Below are 19,314 nucleotides of genomic sequence, written 5' to 3'. Positions count from 1 at the left end.
GACCATGTCCTCCCGTCTGAATGATTCATTATTTTTTTGGAACGATTGAAAAAATCTCACCTGTTTCAAATAAATCCACGACTTCTGAAAGCCACTCATAGTACTTTTCCGCACTTTCCAACTTCTGAAGGTCCCAGCAGATCCGTTCTTTTATTTCATCATGTCCGGATTCTTCTGCAAGGTCTTTCAGCAATTTTTTTGTATCGGAAATGGCGAGCTTGTTTTTTTCAGTAGCGTCACTCCAGCGCGTGACAAAAACATTGGAAAAGGATTTATACCAGTCATCTTCGGTTTTATAAAGATCTTTCCTTACCCCTTTTTCCCACACTTGCTCCACCATGTCTGCCTGGAGAAGGGCACGGATGTTCATGGACATGCTCGTCTTGCTCATCTCCATTTCCTTACTCATCTCATCAAGCGTCATAGGACGTTCTGAAAAGAATATCGTTCCATAGAGTCTTCCAGCTGAAGGCGTTATATTGTACAAGGGAATATTCTTAGCCACTTCACTGATAAAACGATTTCGAGCCGTTTCTAATTTTTTTGTGTCCTTCTCGTAGCTGTTCTGGCTGACCATCGTCCTGCCTCCTTTTAAATGCCACTGTAATAGCTATACAAAATAGTATCAGACTGAACGAAATTGTCAAAACACTCAAATGAAAAGGAAAGAAGAGGATTCAGAAGTAATTTAAAGAAATTCATCCGGTCACTTCGTACAGTTTTTTCTGAACGAACTGTTTATACAAAACAAACCTTAAATAACGTTTGTACATCGCCTGGTAAACACGTATAGTAATACAAGTGTGATTGGACCAAAGTACACAAGACTATCTTACTAATCCTGACAAATGATCTATTCGTTTTTATAAAAAGAGGTGGAAAAATGGCAAAAATAAAAGTTCAATCATTAACAAAAGTTTTTGGTAAACGTCCAAAACAGGCTGTAAAACTTTTAAACAAGGAAAAGTCAAAAGACGACATCCTAAAAGAAACAGGAATGACTGTAGGTGTCAATCAAGCCTCTTTTGAAGTGGAAGAGGGAGAAATATTCGTCATTATGGGACTCTCCGGAAGTGGAAAATCCACACTGGTCCGGTTACTGAACCGTTTAATTGATCCTACTGACGGAAATGTCTGGGTTGACGGGGAAGACCTTGCCAAAATCAGTGACAAAGAACTACGGGAAGTACGGCGAAAGAAAATGAGCATGGTCTTTCAAAAGTTCGGACTTTTCCCATTTCGCTCGATCCAGGAAAACGTTGAATACGGTCTTGAGGTTCAAGGAGTAGAGAAAAGCAAGCGTTCCGCTAAAGCCATCTCTTCTCTCGAACTGGTCGGTTTAAAAGGATATGAAGACAAATACCCGGATGAACTCTCCGGCGGGATGCAGCAGCGTGTCGGTCTTGCCCGTGCACTTGCAAATGACCCTGACATCCTCCTTATAGATGAAGCTTTCTCGGCTCTCGATCCTCTCATCCGAAAAGACATGCAGGATGAACTGCTTGAACTGCAGGAAAAGATGGAAAAGACCATTGTGTTTATTACACATGATTTAGATGAAGCGCTGCGGATCGGTGACCGGATAACGATTATGAAGGATGGCTCCATTGTTCAAGTCGGAACACCTGAAGACATTCTCACAAACCCGGCAGATGACTACGTTAAACGATTTGTAGAAGATGTAGACCGTTCCAAGGTATTCACAGCCGAAAACATTATGGTCAGACCGGAAACGGTTAATGTTGAGAAGGATGGCCCCCGCGTCGCTCTGCAGCGCATGAGAGATACGAATATCTCAAGTATTTATGTTACGAAAAGGAACAAACAGCTGAGCGGGATTGTTCATGTTGATGAAGTATCCCAGGCTGTTAAAAACAAACATACTGATTTAACGCCATACATACATAAAGACGTTCCGACAGTAACACCTGATACACCTTTGCATGACTTGTTTGACCTCTCGTCGACTTCCCGGGTGCCAATTGCAGTCGTAGATGAAGAGCGTAAACTGAAAGGCATTATTATCAGAAGTAAAGTATTGGCTGCCCTGTCTGGAAATGAGGTGACGACAAATGAATCTGATTCCTAGAATTCCGGTAGGCGAATGGATTGAAGCATTTGTGGAGTGGTTAAGGAATGCGGAGTTTATCCTCGGGTCACTTCGCAGTGTAATCAATTTTATCGCCACAGACATTTTTCTGGCTGCATTTGACGTCATCCCTCCCCTTCTGTTTATCGTTATTTTAACGGGAGTGGCAGCATTTCTCGTACGCAAAGAGAAGAACTACGGCTTACCTCTGCTTGTTCTCTTTGGATTACTCTTTATCGAGAACCTGGAGTATTGGGATGATTTATTAATTACCCTTTCCCTTGTCATGACGGCAACCTTAATTTCAGTCGTCATTGGCGTACCGCTTGGAGTCTGGATGGCGAAAAGTAATATGGTTCAAAGAATCTTCACCCCATTACTTGATTTCATGCAGACAATGCCGGCTTTTGTTTATTTAATTCCGGCAGTTGCCTTTTTCGGCATCGGTATCGTTCCAGGTGTTGTGGCCTCAGTTATTTTCGCCATGCCGCCAACGGTCAGGTTAACCAACCTGGGTATCCGTCAGGTACCAGTTGAAATGATCGAGGCTTCCGATTCCTTTGGTTCTACACCGAATCAAAAGCTGTTCAAAGTACAGCTTCCAATGGCAAAAACAACGATGATGGCCGGGGTAAACCAGACGATTATGCTCGCTTTATCCATGGTTGTTATCGCTGCGATGATCGGTACTGACGGCATTGGAAGACAAGTGTATTATGCTGTCGGCAGAAACGATATCGCCATGGGCTTTGAAGCGGGGATCTGTCTCGTTATCCTGGCGATTATCCTTGACCGCCTGACACAAACCCTGAACAAAAAAGCATCATAATTATGTTTTTCTCCCTTTTTTAATAAAAGGGTAAATAAATAGATAGAAAAAGGAGAGGTCAATTATGAAACTTAAAAAATACGGAATCGTTGCAGGTATGTCACTTGCACTTGTTGCGGCAGGATGCGGCACAGATGAAGAAGACACAGGTACAGAAACCGGTGCAGATGAAGAGAGCTCAGAAGAGAGCACGAACTATGGTGAAGAATTAGACTACACCATTACAGGTATTGAGCCTGGAGCCGGTATCATGTCTGCAGCTGAGGAAGCTGTTGAAGCCTATGAACTTGAAGACTGGGATATTTCTGCAAGTTCAAGTGCCGCTATGACACAGGCGCTGGGAACAGCTTACGAAAATGAAGAACCTGTAATCGTTACAGGCTGGACTCCTCACTGGAAGTTCGCTGCCTATGACTTGAAATATCTCGAAGACCCGGAAGGTATTTTCGGTGAAGCGGAAGATATCCACACATTCGCACGTGAAGGCTTGGAAGAAGAGAAGCCTGAAGCTTACACAGTCCTTGAAAACTTCCACTGGACTGAAGAAGACATGGGTGAAATCATGATGGCCATTAATGAAGGGCAGAACGAAGCCGAAGCTGCTGCTGAGTGGGTTGAAAATAACCAGGATAAAGTATCAGAGTGGACAGAGGGTGTAAGCTCTGTCGAAGATGAAGAAATCGAGCTGATTTTTGTGGCCTGGGATTCAGAGATCGCTTCTACTAACATGATCGGTAAAGTCCTTGAAGATATCGGATATGATGTAACAATGACTCCGACAGAAGCACCATACATGTTCCAGGCTGTTGCTACAGGAGAAGCTGACGCAATGGTCGCTGCATGGCTGCCATTAACACATGCTCACCTTCTTGATGATTACGAAGATGATATGGTTGACCTTGGTGTTAACCTTGAAGGTGCACGTACCGGTCTTGTTGTCCCTGAATACATGGACATCGACTCGATTGAAGATCTTAAGTAATCTTTACAATACTAAAAAGGAAAGAGCGGCTGATCGAGCCCTCTTTCCTTTTTTTTCTATAAATTTGCTGCAGGTTTACGTTAATGATGGAGAAATCCAATCCCTTCCTTTTTCCCCGGTCGCCCAGGTGATTCTCCTCATGAGTAGTGCCCCGTCACTGAAAGCGAAGGGCCCGCATGCTTCATCTTCATTTTCTGTAATCTAAAGACGAATAGCAACATTGTATACGAAAACAGATACTCATGCTAATTTAATCGCCCCATAGCGCATGAAAATAGGCATGGGGTCTCCCCGAAGTGGTTCAGCGCGAGTCCGCGGAAAGGGAGCGTATTCGGTTCAATGAAGCTGAGTTTGAATTCTTTTTCTGGGTAGCGTTTCAAAAACAACCACCCTTAGAAAAAAACGTTCATAATTATTACCCTTTCATCCTTCTCAGCAGATAAAGCAGGTAAGGTGTACCGATTAACGCTACCACCAGACCGCTCGGAATATCTTTTGGTGCAATAACGACTCTTCCGATGAAGTCTGCGGTCACTAATAAAAGCCCTCCCAATAAACCTGAAATAATCAGAAGAGGCAGATGTTTATAACCGGTCAGCCGCCTTGCAATATGAGGAGCAACGAGACCAATAAACCCAATCGTCCCTACAATGGAAACCGCTGCTGTACTTATGGCGACACCCGTAAACAACGCTCCGATCCGTACAGAACGAACGTTCATCCCGAGACCGGAGGCAACATCATCCCCGAACATGAGTCCATCCAGACTTCTCGTCAGGTAAACGGCCGGCACCAGGAATACAACAAGCAGAATAATCGCAAACTGTACACTTCCCCAACTGTTACCATACGTACTTCCCGACAACCAGACTAGGGCAGAAGAAACACTCAGGCCTGCTTTTACGACAAAAACCTGAATGGCAGCCGAACCGAATGCTGAAATGGCAATCCCGATCAGAGCAACCAAAATAGGCTGAAAGTTATTTTTCCACGCTGTAAATAAGATGATTGCCAGGGCTGTCATTGCACCGACAACCGCTCCCAGTGGAAGTAATTGGGGAGGCAGTGCAGGAAACATAACTAACAGAAGCATAGCTCCGGCGCCTCCCATGGACGTTACCCCGATAACGCTGGCATCTGCCAAGGGGTTTCGTAAAACCCCCTGAAACAATACTCCTGCCATGGCAAGCATGACACCAACAAGAAATGCGGTAATCACCCGAGGTGCCCTGAAAGTCCACACAGCAGCACCGGACCAGTCGAATCCTCCGGTCAACGCATTGTAGGAATACGCAATTAAAATCACAATGGCACTGCTTACCAGGAGGACCGGAACAATGATCTTCATTTTGACAGGTGACCGGGTGCCGCCCATCTGACGGTCACCCTGCTTTAGTGCTTTCGCCGTACGCCAGGCCAGGTACAAGAGCCACGGACTTCCCAGGAGCGCAGTCATGGCACCTGCAGGGATTTCCTGGGCAGGCTGAATCAGCCGTCCCAATACATCAGCTCCTACAAGCAGAGTAGCGCCCCATAAGAAAGAATGAATGAAGATCTGAAGATGCCCTTTTACGCCTATCATTTTTACAATATGAGGGGCCATTAATCCGACAAAGCCAATCGGCCCGACCACGCTGACCGTAGCAGCAGCCATCACAATGGCAAGTATCCAGGTAAGGAGTTTCACTGTCAAAACCCGTTGCCCGAGAGAAGCAGCTATATCTTCACCAAGTGAGAATGTGTCCAATGGCTTTGATAATAAGAGAATAGCTAAAAAACTGAGCCCGATGACCGGAGCTGAAAATGCAACCCCGTTCCAGTTCATCTGGACAAGGGTTCCGGCTCCCCAAAGGAACAAACCATTTGTCTGATTTTCAAAAAGCAGTTGCAAAGCACCTGTTAAAGAAGCAAAAAACAGAGAAACAATCATCCCTGTAAGGGCTACTCTGACAGGATTCATCTGCTTTCCGGATAAAAGGATGACAAGAACAGCGGCCAGGACAGCACCACACAAGGCTGTTACAAAAGGATAGCTGCCTAACAGTCCCGGGAAAAAGATCATTGATGCCACCACAAAGAAAAAAGCACCAGAATTGATCCCCAGTGTACCTGCGGAAGCCAGGGGATTTCTCGTCAATGTCTGCAATGCTGCGCCGGAAACGGCTAACGCTCCTCCGGCAATAACCCCCATCGTAAGCCTTGGCAGACGAAGAGATAAAATGATGTCCTGAATACGCCCTGGAATCCACACCTGCTCGACAAGCTCAGCCACCGTATACTGAGCCTGTCCCTGGGTAAGATGGATAACAGACAGAATTAGAAGAAGGAAAAAGCCCCCTGTCAGTGAGACAAAGGACTTTTTCGCCGCTATCCAACCCACGGTTATTTCACCATGACATCGGTAACTTGTTCAAGCAGCGTTTCAGCTGATAACGGCCCGCCATAAAGCCATGTATCTTCACCCAGGTCGTAGAGACGATCTTCCTTTACGAAATTCAGGTTTTCCCAGACTGCATTTCCTTCCAGCTGATTTTCGTAGATGTTATCGTCATCAGGAACGGTGTACAGGTAATTCGCATCTTCATATTGAACAAGTCCTTCAACGTTATAGGTGCTCGAACCAAATTCCTCAAATTGATCCGGCTCATGTACATTGTTTAAACCGATCCGCTCCAGAATAATTGAAGCCATGGAATGAGGAGTAAAGACACGAATTTCAGGTGCTTGGGCTCCGGAATAGGCAAGCGTTAAAATGACATCCCGCGTTTCAAGATCAGCCTCGTCGATTTTAGATTTCGCTTCTTCATATTTCCCATCCAGATCCGTAAGTACCTGTTCAGCTTCATTCTCCTTTCCAACTGCTTTTGCCATTTCTTCAAACGTCATTTCCATTTCTTCATACAAGTCCATGGATTCATCTTCTTCAGGGTATGGATTAAAAATAACGGTTGGAGCAATCGATTCAAGCTCATCTAAAATAGCGTCATGACGGAAGCTTACCCCGATAATCAGATCCGGCTCCAATGCGGCAATCGCTTCAAGGTTTGGTTCCTGGCGTCCGCCAACATCGGTCACTGCATCTTCATCGAGCTCCGCATCTATATTTACATAGTTATGATATTCCTCAATGTCAGCCATTCCTGCCGGCTGTATGCCAAGAGCAAGGAGATTTTCAGCATAAGTCCATTCCAGCACGACTACTTTTTGAGCCGGCTCGTCTAACGTCACTTCTCCGTTTGTGCCTTCGATTGTAACGGGTTCGCCTTCCTGCTCACCACCTGTATTTGTTGTATTTTCCTCACCGGAGCATGCTGTAAGTGCTAATGCCCCTGCAATAAGTAAAAATAATCTCTTCATGTTGATCCTCCATCTCTCATTTATTTGATTATGATAATCATTCTCAGCACAACATTAGTCTACTCCGATGTTTTAAAAATGTAAAGAACTATTTGATAGTGAAAATCATTCTCACATAACTTCTCTTTTGTGCTAAGATAGAACCAACATTATTTTGGAGGGATCTGTGTGAGCAGTTCATTACGCACCAGAGACGTATCAATCGGCTATGATAACAAACTGTTATTTAAAGATTTAAATCTGTCCATACCCAAAGGTGAAATCTCTGTTTTCGTCGGCAGCAATGGTTGCGGGAAATCCACTCTCCTCCGTTCCCTTGCCCGTTTACTTAAACCTTCGGAAGGCTCTGTTCTTCTGGAAGGGAAAAACCTGCAGCAAATGTCTTCAAGAAGTCTCGCGACGCAGCTCGGTATTTTACCCCAGTCTCCCGTTTCACCTGAAGGACTGACGGTTCATGACCTGGTTAAACAGGGACGTTATCCACACCATTCGTGGCTGTCCCGCTGGACTGAAGAAGACACCATTAAGGTCGAAGAAGCGATGAAGGCTACCCGTGTGGATAACCTCCGTGACCGGCCTGTGGATGAATTATCAGGAGGCCAGCGCCAGAGAGCCTGGATTGCCATGACCCTGGCGCAGGATACTAACATCATCCTTCTGGACGAACCGACCACATACCTGGATATGACGCATCAGATTGATGTGCTTGATCTCCTTTATGATCTGAATGAAAAACATAACCGGACAATTGTTATGGTCCTGCACGATATTAATCTGGCCTGCCGTTACGCTCATAACATTATTGCCATAAAAGACGGAGCGGTATTTGAACAGGGAAAACCGGAAGACATTGTTTCCTGTGACCTTATCCGTACTGTTTTTGATATGGCCTGCCGGGTTACCACCGATCCCCTATTCGGCACCCCTCACTGCATCCCTTACGGAAAAGGGCGCTGTATCGGACAAAATATAGAGAAGGTTATGAACGGTGCCTGAGATTAAGCTCTATCAGACAGATATTGTTGATCAGGCCAGTGGATTTGCTACGTTAGGGGATATTTGCGGAGATCATTTCGGGACGTTAATGGATATGGTCACAGAAGACACGTGTGCCGCCGACCACAGTGTAGCCACATCGATTTATATGAGAAAATACGGATTCTTTCTTGCTTCACTCCTGTCTCTTGCCGCCCAAAACAGGACATGGGACGGCACACTCGATGACGTTTATGTAGTACATAACGACGGTAGCTTCCGTTTTCAAATTGAGGAACGTTTCCTGCGCAAGCGTGAAGATCAGGACCTGCCATTCCTACTGGAGCTTTTCGGTCACGAGGTCGTTGAGTCTTTAAGAAGAAAAGGAAAGGTGTCTTCTTTTACCCTTTGGGAAAATATCTGGGGGTACGTTCTCTGGGTGTATGAACAGACAGACACAGACCTTGCCCGTGAAGACTTACATTCGCTTCTTGAAGATGATGTGTGGCAGCCCTTTAAAAGACGCTCACCTTTCAGGCGGTTTCTTAACGGACGGTCTGTGGAAGAGTGTTCCGCTGACTTTAAGAGGATTACCTGCTGCTTACTAAAGGAATTGCCTTCTAAACGAAAATGTGCGTATTGTCCATTTAACTGCTGAACTGCGAAAAGAGGCTGGGACATAAGTGTTTTAGTCAACGAGAACCCGAACATAAAAAATATGCGGTGCAAATAAATCGCTCCTGAAATATACTTCGTTACTTTCGTGCATTGTTCGGATTATCAACTAAACACTTTCTTTATGTCCCGGCCTCTTTTCGCAGTTGGCTTTTTTCTTTTTGACAGAATAATTACGATATTTGACTGAATTATCGTCATTTTCGATAGAATAAATGCCATTATCGACAGAATTCAGAGGATTTTCGAAAGAATTACGTCCTGATCCTGGGCTTTTTCTCTTTTTGACAGGAATAATTTGGACTTCAACAGAATTATCGCCTTTTTCAATAGAATCAATGCCATTTCCGGTAGAATTCAGAGGATTTCCGCAAGAATCGCATCACTAACAGGATCCATCGTAATAAAGTAATCATCCCGTCTTCTGATTTCAGAGAGGTTTTGGAACCACAAAAAAGCGCACCGGTCCGATGCGCTTTACTGATATGTATGGTGGAGACGGTGGGAATCGAACCCACGTCCAGAGATAACGACACCTAAGCGTCTACGAGTGTAGTCAGTTTATTGGGATTTCGCCATCACTTCAGCCAGCTGACAGGCTTCCATGTGGCTATCCTGGTTGATCTCTTCCTGTTATCCTCAGGCGGTGGACTTCAGGCGTATCCCACTATAAGTGAGTCCCTGGTCCTTCACATGGGCGATGAAGGGAGGAACCGCAAAGCAACTGTTACGCTGCTAGTGCGAAGTTGTTTTCTTCTTTGCCAACTATAGGCGATGAGCGTTTTATACGAGGACACTCAGCTCGACTCGCAACTTAAGCTCGACCTACCCCTGTCGAATCCAGAACGTCCCCATGATAAATGGGAAAGCTGGAGAACATGAATAGATGCTATTCTGTTTTCAAAAGTCGTCTCACGGAGAAACCACCATCTCTCCTGACGACACTTCTAATTATAGCATATAGAGATTGACAGTCAAATGGTAAACCCATCCCCCGTTGGAAAAGACGTGTACTACCGGCCGGTCTGATGATCTTTAAAGGCACGTTCGATATCACGCTTCGCTGCCTTCTTCTTAAGGTCTTCCCGCTTGTCGTATTTCTTTTTCCCTTTTCCGAGGCCGATTAAAACCTTTGCAAAGCCGTTTTTCAAATAAACCTTCAGAGGAACAAGAGTGTAGCCTTTCTCCCTAGAAAGTCCGATAAGCTGATTTATCTGCTTTCGGTGAAGAAGCAGCTTTCTCGTTCTCACAGGATCGTGGTTGTAACGGTTTCCCTGCTCGTACGGGCTGATATGCACGTTATGAATCCATGCTTCCCCGTTACTCACCCGCGCGAAAGAATCCTTCAGGTTGATTCTGCCTCCGCGGATCGACTTTATTTCCGTTCCGGTCAGGACAATGCCTGCTTCGTATGTTTCTTCTATATGATAATCGTGACGTGCTTTTTTATTCTGAGCTACAAGTTTTCCGTCTGCCATCGTATTGCATCCTTTCAGCTTGCTTCGATTCCTTTATCATACCAAATAGTATGGCTTATTTTCAATAACAATGAAGAGGGCGGCTCTCATGTGAGTCCCCCTCTTTCTTGTCAGCTAAAAACCAGGTGCCCTCTTTTTAGTTGCTAATTGTTTGGGTCTGTTAAAGCTGGATGTTGAGTTGCCTTCATTCGTGGATCTAAAAAACTGCCTCATGATCCGTACGCACCGCAGAGCTCACTTACCGTATGGCAGGCTTCTGCACACATCTGGCAGTGATCGTGTTTATGTTTGCCACACTCATTTGCGCAGTCTGCAGCTACCTCTGCACATAATCGGATAATGTCTTTCATATGGGGAGCGTTGGTCGCTATCGCTTTTAATGTTAATTCACACACATCCGCGCACTCACGGTCCGTGCGGATACACTCTCTCATGTGGGAAACATCTTCTTCAGACAGGCACGCTTCATAACACTGATTACATGCTCTGAAGCAATCTTCAACTGCAGCGTAAATCTCTTCTAAATGGCCGTTCATATGGTTCATCCTTATCCCTCTCTCTACTGTATTTTTCACCATTCTTTTCCCATCTGAAAAAGAAACTAACCGTTTTTTATCCACATGTAGATAAAAAATCCGGATCCCTGGAAAAGGACCCGGATATTCAGCGAAGTCACTGAAAAAGTTCGATCTTTACCTTTTTCCAGTGCTTTCACATTCAGACTAGCGTTTTTTCTTCTTTTTCTTCCCTTTTGGCGCACGCTCGTAGAAAGGCTTATCTTTTTTCCCGCCGTCTTTTTTCTTCTTGCCCCCGCGGTCTCCGAGCTTTAAGCCGCCTTTATCCCCGTCTTTTTTACGAGGAGAGCGTTTGCCCCCTTCGATGACTTTCGGACGGTCCTGCTTCTTCGTTTTCCGCTCTTTCATACCGACGATTTCAAAATCGATAATCCGTTCATCCACGTTTACGTTAATAACCCGGACATCAATGGCATCACCGATACGGAAGACCTTCGCTGTTCTTTCACCGATCATGGCATATTGCTTTTCATCGTAATGATAGTAGTCATCGGTAAGATAACTTACATGAACAAGGCCTTCAATCGTGTTCGGCAGTTCGACGAAAAGGCCGAATCCGGTGACACCGCTGATAATCCCTTCGTACTCTTCACCGATTTTATCTTCCATATACTGCACTTTCTTAAGCTCATCCGTTTCCCTCGACGCATCTTCTGCCTGACGCTCACGTTCAGATGAGTGCTGTGTAAGAGCCGGGAGCTTTTCTTCCCAGTAGGCCTGTGTTTTTTCATCTGTCTTTTTCTCGATCAGATACGTACGGATCAAACGGTGAACAATTAAGTCAGGGTAACGCCGGATCGGAGACGTAAAGTGCGTGTAGAAGTCTGCCGAAAGTCCGAAGTGACCGACGTTATCCGGATCATATTTAGCCTGGCGCATGGAACGGAGCATGACCGTACTGATGACGGCTTCCTCCGGTTCCCCTTTCGCTGCATCAAGAATTTCCTGCATGGCCCGGGGATGAACCGTATTGGCACTTCCTTTCACTACATAACCGAAGTTTGTAATGAACTCCAGGAAATGATTGAGCTTTTCTTCATCCGGATCTTCGTGAATCCGGTAAACAAACGGCAGCTTCATCCAGTGGAAATGCTCGGCAATCGTTTCGTTCGCACAGAGCATAAACTCTTCAATGAGCTTCTCCGCTACAGAACGGTCCCGAAGCTCTACATCCGTCGGCTTCCCTTCTTCATCCACAATCACTTTTGCTTCTTTAAAGTCAAAGTCTATCGCACCGCGGTCAAAACGCTTTTTACGTAAAATAGCAGCGAGATCTTCCATTCGTTTAAAGAACGGTACCAGGTCTTCATAGCGCTTCGTTACTTCTTCATCTTCTTCCTGAAGAATCTTGCGCACATCTGTGTATGTCATCCGCTCCGTTGTTTTAATAACCGCTTCAAAAATCTCATGGTTAACCACTTCACCCTGTGGACTGATCTCCATTTCGCAGCTGAGAGTCAGCCGGTCCACCTGTGGATTCAACGAGCAGATGCCGTTGGATAAGCGGTGTGGAATCATGGGGATAACTCGGTCAACGAGGTAGCAGCTTGTTGCCCGCTCATACGCTTCCTGGTCAATTGGAGAACCTTCTTTTACGTAATGGGAAACATCGGCTATGTATACGCCGAGAAGGTAGTTACCGTTATCGAGCTTCTCTGCACGGACAGCATCATCAAGATCCTTTGCATCCGCGCCGTCAATTGTCACAATCGTTTCGTTACGTAAATCCCGGCGATGCTTGATCTCATCCGGACTGATTTCATCAGGCACATTATTTGCGTGATCCAAGGCTTCCTGGGGAAATTCCCCGGGCAGTCCGTGCTTGTGGATAATTGACAGGATATCCACACCTGGATCGTTCTTGTGACCAAGAATCTCAACCACATGACCCTCTGCACTCATCCGTCCTTCAGGGTACTTTGTGATCTGTACAACCACTTTATGCCCGTCAACGGCCCCGCCTTCTTTTTTCTTCGGAATAAAAATATCGTTTGGAATCCGCTTGTCATCGGCAACGACGAATCCGTAATACTTATCATCCACATAAGTACCGACGACTTCTTTAACCCCGCGCTCAAGAATACGGATGATCGTCCCTTCAGGCTTGGATCCGCTTGAGTTGGTATGACGCCTTACAAGTACCGTATCCTTGTTCATGGCACTGTTCATTTCAGAGCCTGAAATATAAATATCATCAAAGCCTTCCTCGGTACGAACGAAGGCAAAACCTTTCGGGTGCATAATCACAGTCCCTCGAATGAGGTTCATTTTATCCGGCAGTCCATAGCGGTTGCTTCGTGTACGGACAAGCTTCCCCTCTTCCTCCAGTTCGTTAAGCAGTTTTACAAACGCTTTGAACTGGCTGGAATCGGTGACGCCGAGGGCCTCTTCCAGGTCCTTTACCGACAGCGGCTTGTCCGCTTCTTCTTTCATATAATTTAGTACGTACTCTTTTGTTAACTCTGTCATTTTGACTGCTCCTTTCCCTCGGACCGCATTTGCACCGGTCTATTCATTCCAGTCCAGTTTCTCAAGGAACTGATAGACATCTTCGTGCAGCTGGTCCTTTTCTTTGTCCAGTGTAATGATGTGACCGGATTCTTCGTACCACTTCAAGTCTTTTACTTCCGATTCAACTTCATTATATATAATGTTCGCACTGTCCGTATCGATCATATTATCGTGACGGGCCTGTACAACAAAAACCGGAGAATAAATCATGTCCACATTGTCCCGGACTTCCTGATTCAATTCCTGCAGTGCCTTTAATGTATTCATCGGCGTTTTCTCAAATGCCTTCATCTCTTCTTCAATTTGTTCATTCGATTTTTTTTCATAGCGTTTATACTTCCGGGCATACTCAAGTACACCTTGGTACATCGTTTCTTCACTTTTTATGTACATCGGTGCACACATCGGTACAATTCCCTTTACTGGTAGTGTGTACCCAAGCTTAAGGGAAAATACACCACCAAGTGAAAGACCGGCAACGGCAATTTCCTCGTGTCCCATCTCCTTCAAGTGGTTATATCCTTCCTGAACGTCTTTCCACCAGTCCTCAGGGCCAGTATGAACCAGTTCTTCCGGTGGAACGCCGTGCCCTTTATACTGGGGTGCGTGGGAAGTGTAGCCGCGCTTTTGTAAATAACGGCCGAGCATGCGGACGTCAGCGGAATTCCCTGTGAATCCGTGCAGTAAAAGAACAGCACGCTTTCCCCCTTCAAATGTAAATGGCTTAGGCTGTGATACTTTAATCATGTTTCTCTCTCCTTCGTTCTCCTGGTGTTTTTGTTCGTTCAAATTAAAGAAAGCATGTCCGCGTAGCAACGACGGCATGCTCGTTTTTTATCCGAGATCTTCATGCTCCAAAGACGGCGTGTCTTCTTCAGTCAAAAACGCATCAATCGTCTGCAGAAATTCCTCTTTCTCTTTACCAAACCAGATGTAATGCTTTGCATTCTGAATATAGTATACCCTTTTATCGTCAGATTGAATGTGTTCGTAAATATATTCTGCACTTTTTTTCGGCGGAACAATACCGTCGCTCTCACCCTGGATGATCAGTGTGGGAACCGTAATGTCCTTAAGTAAAGGACGTGCAGACTTAACCACTTTCGTAAACTCATAAGCAGCCATAATTGGTGTTTCTTTGATTTTCTTTTTATAAAACTGGTACAGTTTTTCATCGAATAAAGGCTTCTGGAATCCTTCCACCATCCATGCCCGTACATCCTGGACAAGCTGTTTTGGGTTCAGGTAGTAGGCTGCGGAACTGATAAGAACGAGCCGGTCTACGGGGTATTTTGCCGCAAGGAAGCTTGCAAGCATTCCTCCCATGGAAAAACCGATCACATACACTTTTTCACACCGTTCCAGCAACTCCTCAATTGAAACCATTGCCGCATAAAGCCAGTGTTTATAAGTGACTTCCCTCATCCCTTCTTTTGATCCGTGTCCCGGAAGATTGGGTGTATAAACAAGCCAGCCTTCTTTACTCTGAAGGTGGCTGGATATTGCCTCAATTTCCTTTGGTGTTCCACTAAAGCCGTGCAGGCACAGTACTCCAATCATGATGTTCACATCCATTTTCATTGAGTCATTAATATCATACGGGAAAACCCGCCTCATTGTCACGTCGTGGGCTTAAACCAGCTTCTCTCTTAAGCCAATACCCGTTTTTATCATGAACCTAACAAAAAGAAGGTATTCCAAAAGAGGAGATTCATCTTTTGAAATACCTTCTTAAGCATTGTGCGCATACGCTCTTTTTTTCTTCACGGAGAGAACAAGCTATCTGGGAGAAATCATTCTATCGGCCTGTTTGTCTTTCTTTTAATACATTCCACAGTACATCAGGATAATCTGTAAATAAACCAGTTACTCCCCAATCCAAAAGCTCGTGCATAACTTCCGGGTTATTAACAGTGTAAGGATGAATGTCCAGGTCATATTGCAAAACCCTTGCTACATCTTCTTCTGAGATGCGTGTATGGTTTGGCCCGACCCCGATGGCATAAGTTGAGATTTCTTCAAGCTGTTCATCTGTAATGTTATCTGAGTCAGCTGCTCTGATCAGCTGTACCAAAGGCCACGAGGGATCGAGTTCATGAATGATTTGAAGGCTCTCCTGACTGAAAGACTGCAATAAAACACGATCGTGCTTTCCTGTCAGCCCGTATTTATTTAAAAGACGGAGAAGCTCTTCCTCCATTCCAGGATAAACTTCAGGGGATTTTGTTTCAATATAGTACTTTGTACTTTTTCCAAACTCAATAAAGATTTCTTCTAACGTTGGTACAGTCAGCCCGACAAAATCTTCACTTGCCTTTTCAGGATTTCTTTCATTAAACCATGACCCTGCATCAAGCTGTTTGATTTCATCAATAGTATGGTCTTTCACATGCCCCGATCCATCAGTTGTGCGATCAAGTGTCTCATCGTGCATGGCTATTAATACACCGTCTTTTGTCATCTGCAGATCAATCTCGATGTAGTCACCCTTCATTTTTTCCCCAAGTTCATAAGATAGAATTGTATGTTCCGGAGCATGTCCTGAAGCTCCCCGGTGGGCCACATTAAGGATTTTCTCTGAGAAGGCTGAGGCAGTAGCCTGTCCAACTACCGTACTGACGAAAAGGGTGATTAGAATAATACTTAAAAACTTTTTCATTTTTCCATCTCCTCTGTTGATAGTAGTTTCCCTGAGACTTCATTCACCTCACTCAGTCTGACGTCATGTAAACGATACCTAACATTATAGTAATTTTCTGAATATTTTAAATAGATATGAATGAGAAAGGATATTTCGCCCTACGAATTATTTTTCCTGAAGAGAAATCTATGTCATGGGAACTGAACAAAAAGACACACAAGAGGCTGGGACATAAAGAAAAAGTTTAGCTGAGAAGCCGAACATTATGCTAACATAGCGGAGGAAATATACGCAGACTCCTGCGGGATGAAAAGGAAAGGTGAGACCCCAGAGTGCGGGCTCACCCGTTCCCGCGGAAAGCGAAGTATATTTCAGGAGCGATGTATTTGCACGTTCATCATTTATTCGGATTCTCTTTGACTAAAACACTTCTGTCCCAGCTTCTCTACATATATACATATCCTCAAATGCTATTTTGAGTCCGGTAATCTTTCAAATAAAAAATCTACAAGGTGAACAGCTCTAACCTTCTCTTCCAATCCTTCACGTTGAATACCCATCTTCATTTGCAATAGACAACCCGGGTTAGTGGTTATAATTGTTGCAGCATGTGTAGGTTTCACCTTTGCCATTTTAACATCGAGTATTTCCATTGCTTCTTTGTAATTAACAATATTATAAATTCCTGCAGAACCACAACATTTTTGTTCATCATCCATTTCTTTAAAAGTAACTCCCGGAGCTGATTTAGCTAAGAGCTTAGGAGCTTCTGTAACTTTTTGCACATGAGTCAGATGACATGAGGGTTGATAGGTAACCACTTCCTGTTTCTCAACAAGGGATGGTAACCCTCCTAATTCAAAAAGGACAGAACTAATGTCTTTAGATTTTCTTACAAAGGAAATCGCACGTTCTCGCCATTGCTCATCATTCTTGAGTAAATGGTCATATTCAACAAGTTGTGCTCCACAACCACCTGCATTATTGACTACGTAATCAACATCATACTTCTCAAACTGCTCGATATTACGTTTTGCAAGTACTTTTGCTGAATCCCCTTCTCCTGAGTGCGCATGCAAAGCTCCACAACACGTTTGTTCGTCAGGTATATAAACGTCTGCTCCTGCATGATTTAACAAGGAAATGGTATTTTGGTTTGTAGAGTAGAATGTGCTGTCCATGATACATCCTTTAAAGAAAGCGACAGAAGCTTTAGCTTTTCCTACAGCAGGATAAAACCCCTTTCTGGAAGAACGTACTTTGGGCGAGACTTGATTTGGCAGTACCTGTTCAAATTTGGCAAGATTCAATGGAGCAAAGTTTGAGAGACCTGTTTTTCTTGCGAACTTCTGCAAACCTGTTTTTTGATATGCCCAAGTGAAATGTCCGATCGTATCCATCCATTTCGAAGAAGGGAATACTCTGTTAAAAATAAAGTCCTGAACCTTCTTTTTTGGAAAAGGCAGGGTACTCTCCTCATTCAAAACCTCTTTAGCACCTTCAAGTATTTTTCCATATTGCGTATTCGTTGGACATGCTGTGACACAAGCTTGACAACCAAGACACTTTTCAATTGGATCCCGCAAATCACTAAGATCCAATTTCCCTTCGGCAGCCATCTTCACTAAATTAATACGTCCCCGGGGGCTGTGTGTTTCTTTCCCCATGGTTTCATAGGTCGGACAAGCAGGCAGACAATATCCGCATTGAACACAATCAAAGGTGTAGCTGTATCCGATTTTTTCTTGAAGCTCTTTTAATGATTGCGTACTCATTCTGTCAACACCAGCTTTGTTTGTCCGTCTTGAGGAAAGATTTTACCGGGGTTCATCACATCGTTTGGATCCCAAGCTTCTTTTACTCTTCTCATCATCTCGAGTCCAATCTTCCCAAGTTCTTTCTCCATAAAGGGAGCTTTCATTGTTCCTATACCATGCTCCCCCGACAGTGTCCCGCCAACTTCGATTGCCGATTCGAAAATTTCGGATACAGCCATTTCCACTCTTTTCATTTCCTCCTGATCACGCTTATCAGTCAATATATTTGGATGGAGGTTCCCGTCCCCTGCATGACCAAATACAACAAGCTCCACGTTATATTTTTCTCGAATTTCACTCAGCCTCTCAAACATCTCCGGTATTTTGCTTCTCGGAACAGTAGCATCCTCGGAAATTTTTGTCGGCTTGATTTTAGCAATAGCAGGAGAAACAAGCTTGCGCGCTTCCCATAATTTTTTCTGATCCTCTTCATCGCTCGCTGTCTGCACTTCTCTGGCTCCAATTTCTCTGCAAATTCGATCAGCTTCAACCATCTCCTCTTCAATCGCTTTAGGATGGCCGTCTAACTCAATGAGTAAGATCGCCGCTGCATCAACTGGATATCCTGCAGGTTTATGTCTTTCTACTGCATTAATGCAATGCTGATCAATAATTTCCATTGCTGATGGCATGATCCCGGAAGATAAGATGCCTGAAATCGCTTTTCCCGAAGCAACGAGGTCGTCAAATACAACTAGTAATGAGACACGACTTTTTGGCTTTGGTATTAAACGTAATGTCACTTCTGTAATGACGCCCAATGTTCCTTCAGAGCCTACAAGTAGTTGTGTCAGATTATATCCGGTAACATTTTTAATGGTTTGTCCACCGGTTCGAATGATCTCTCCCTGGGGGGTAACCACTTCAAGACCGAGTACATAATTGCCTGTAACGCCATACTTTAATCCTCTTGGACCACCTGAGTTTTCAGCCACGTTTCCTCCGATTGTAGAAACGTGAGCACTGCTTGGATCGGGGGGATAAAAGAACCCTTCTTTCTCAGCTGCCTCTTTTATTTTCGACGTTATCACACCGGGAGAAACAGTAGCTGTGAGGTTTTCAGAATCAATGGTAAGCTTGTCTTTCATTTTGCAGGTATCCAGCACAATTCCACCCCGAACCGGGAGAGGACCTCCGCTTAAACATGTAGCCTGCCCTCTAGGGTAAACAGGGACACCAAAAGTATTGGCCAGTTTCATGATGTCTGCGACTTCTTCACGGTTAATGGGCTGAACGACCCTTTCAGGTTGATACTGCCCGAAAGAACCGTCAAAACCATAACTCAGCAAGTCGGCCGGATTCGATAGAAGTCGCTTTTTATCCTTAATGATTTTTTCCAGTTCGATTTGCCATTGCTTATTCAACCTGTCCACCATCTTTCCAAA

Annotated in this window: 16 protein-coding genes and 1 other RNA gene; 5 read left to right on the top strand and 12 right to left on the bottom strand. The window is 44.6% G+C overall.

The annotated features are described in order from the left end of the window. Positions 1-28: 28 nt before the first annotated feature. Positions 29-577, bottom strand: a complete 549-nt coding sequence (locus JSY36_RS14530) for a GbsR/MarR family transcriptional regulator (RefSeq protein ID WP_205166919.1) — start codon at positions 575-577, stop codon at positions 29-31. A 306-nt stretch (positions 578-883) separates the two neighbouring features. Here JSY36_RS14530 and JSY36_RS14525 point away from each other — a divergent pair, with 306 nt between their 5' ends. The 3 genes from JSY36_RS14525 (at position 884) to JSY36_RS14515 (ending at position 3,900) form a co-directional block, all read left to right on the top strand. After that, complete coding sequence (locus JSY36_RS14525) at positions 884-2,089, top strand: quaternary amine ABC transporter ATP-binding protein (RefSeq protein ID WP_205166918.1); 1,206 nt, start codon at positions 884-886, stop codon at positions 2,087-2,089. Beyond that, positions 2,073-2,918 (top strand): ABC transporter permease, encoded by an 846-nt coding sequence (locus JSY36_RS14520; RefSeq protein ID WP_205166917.1) that lies wholly within the window; start codon positions 2,073-2,075, stop codon positions 2,916-2,918. The genes JSY36_RS14525 and JSY36_RS14520 overlap by 17 nt, the downstream gene beginning before the upstream one ends. A gap of 64 nt (positions 2,919-2,982) precedes the next feature. After that, complete coding sequence (locus tag JSY36_RS14515; RefSeq protein WP_205166916.1) at positions 2,983-3,900, top strand: glycine betaine ABC transporter substrate-binding protein; 918 nt, start codon at positions 2,983-2,985, stop codon at positions 3,898-3,900. Positions 3,901-4,315: 415 nt separating this feature from the next. Here JSY36_RS14515 and JSY36_RS14510 read toward each other — a convergent pair whose 3' ends face one another. After that, the gene (locus JSY36_RS14510; protein ID WP_205166915.1) at positions 4,316-6,280 is read right to left on the bottom strand and encodes an iron chelate uptake ABC transporter family permease subunit; all 1,965 of its coding nucleotides are present in this window, start codon (positions 6,278-6,280) and stop codon (positions 4,316-4,318) included. 2 nt (positions 6,281-6,282) lie between these two features. Then, positions 6,283-7,257: an ABC transporter substrate-binding protein gene (locus JSY36_RS14505; RefSeq protein ID WP_205166914.1), complete on the bottom strand. Its 975-nt coding sequence runs from the start codon at positions 7,255-7,257 to the stop codon at positions 6,283-6,285. Positions 7,258-7,425: 168 nt separating this feature from the next. Between JSY36_RS14505 and JSY36_RS14500 the strand changes: the two genes are divergently transcribed. Together JSY36_RS14500 and JSY36_RS14495 are read left to right on the top strand one after the other, a co-directional pair. Further along, entirely contained in the window at positions 7,426-8,253 is an 828-nt protein-coding gene (locus tag JSY36_RS14500; protein WP_205166913.1) for an ATP-binding cassette domain-containing protein, read from the top strand. Next, positions 8,246-8,890: a hypothetical protein gene (locus JSY36_RS14495; RefSeq protein WP_205166912.1), complete on the top strand. Its 645-nt coding sequence runs from the start codon at positions 8,246-8,248 to the stop codon at positions 8,888-8,890. The genes JSY36_RS14500 and JSY36_RS14495 overlap by 8 nt, the downstream gene beginning before the upstream one ends. A 507-nt stretch (positions 8,891-9,397) precedes the next feature. Here JSY36_RS14495 and ssrA read toward each other — a convergent pair. From ssrA to JSY36_RS14450, 9 genes are all read right to left on the bottom strand, one after another. Next, positions 9,398-9,760: a transfer-messenger RNA gene (gene ssrA / locus JSY36_RS14490) on the bottom strand. Between the two features lie 160 nt (positions 9,761-9,920). After that, positions 9,921-10,385 carry an SsrA-binding protein SmpB gene (gene smpB, locus JSY36_RS14485; RefSeq protein WP_122898922.1) on the bottom strand — a complete coding sequence of 155 codons (465 nt, stop codon included), beginning with the start codon at positions 10,383-10,385 and terminating at the stop codon, positions 9,921-9,923. A 209-nt stretch (positions 10,386-10,594) separates the two neighbouring features. Next, positions 10,595-10,963 (bottom strand): four-helix bundle copper-binding protein, encoded by a 369-nt coding sequence (locus JSY36_RS14480; protein WP_419466046.1) that lies wholly within the window; start codon positions 10,961-10,963, stop codon positions 10,595-10,597. A gap of 144 nt (positions 10,964-11,107) precedes the next feature. Continuing rightward, positions 11,108-13,429, bottom strand: coding sequence for a ribonuclease R (gene rnr / locus JSY36_RS14475; RefSeq protein ID WP_205166911.1), 2,322 nt, complete (start codon positions 13,427-13,429; stop codon positions 11,108-11,110). 39 nt (positions 13,430-13,468) lie between these two features. Beyond that, a complete protein-coding gene (locus JSY36_RS14470) occupies positions 13,469-14,215 on the bottom strand; it encodes an alpha/beta hydrolase (protein WP_122900053.1) in 747 nt (248 codons plus the stop codon). A gap of 90 nt (positions 14,216-14,305) precedes the next feature. Continuing rightward, positions 14,306-15,031 carry an alpha/beta hydrolase gene (locus JSY36_RS14465; protein WP_205166910.1) on the bottom strand — a complete coding sequence of 242 codons (726 nt, stop codon included), beginning with the start codon at positions 15,029-15,031 and terminating at the stop codon, positions 14,306-14,308. Between the two features lie 238 nt (positions 15,032-15,269). After that, positions 15,270-16,130 (bottom strand): glycerophosphodiester phosphodiesterase, encoded by an 861-nt coding sequence (locus JSY36_RS14460; protein ID WP_122898926.1) that lies wholly within the window; start codon positions 16,128-16,130, stop codon positions 15,270-15,272. A 452-nt stretch (positions 16,131-16,582) separates the two neighbouring features. Further along, positions 16,583-17,887 (bottom strand): (Fe-S)-binding protein, encoded by a 1,305-nt coding sequence (locus JSY36_RS14455; RefSeq protein ID WP_205166909.1) that lies wholly within the window; start codon positions 17,885-17,887, stop codon positions 16,583-16,585. Then, positions 17,884-19,305, bottom strand: coding sequence for an FAD-binding oxidoreductase (locus JSY36_RS14450; RefSeq protein WP_183163851.1), 1,422 nt, complete (start codon positions 19,303-19,305; stop codon positions 17,884-17,886). Before JSY36_RS14450 ends, JSY36_RS14455 begins: the two co-directional genes overlap by 4 nt. Positions 19,306-19,314: the final 9 nt, after the last annotated feature.

The sequence above is a fragment of the Alteribacter salitolerans genome, assembly GCF_016901055.1.
GTDB classification, from domain to species: domain Bacteria; phylum Bacillota; class Bacilli; order Bacillales; family Salisediminibacteriaceae; genus Alteribacter; species Alteribacter keqinensis.
Note: the sequence above shows the minus strand (reverse complement) of the source record. Positions and strands in the feature narration are given on the sequence as shown.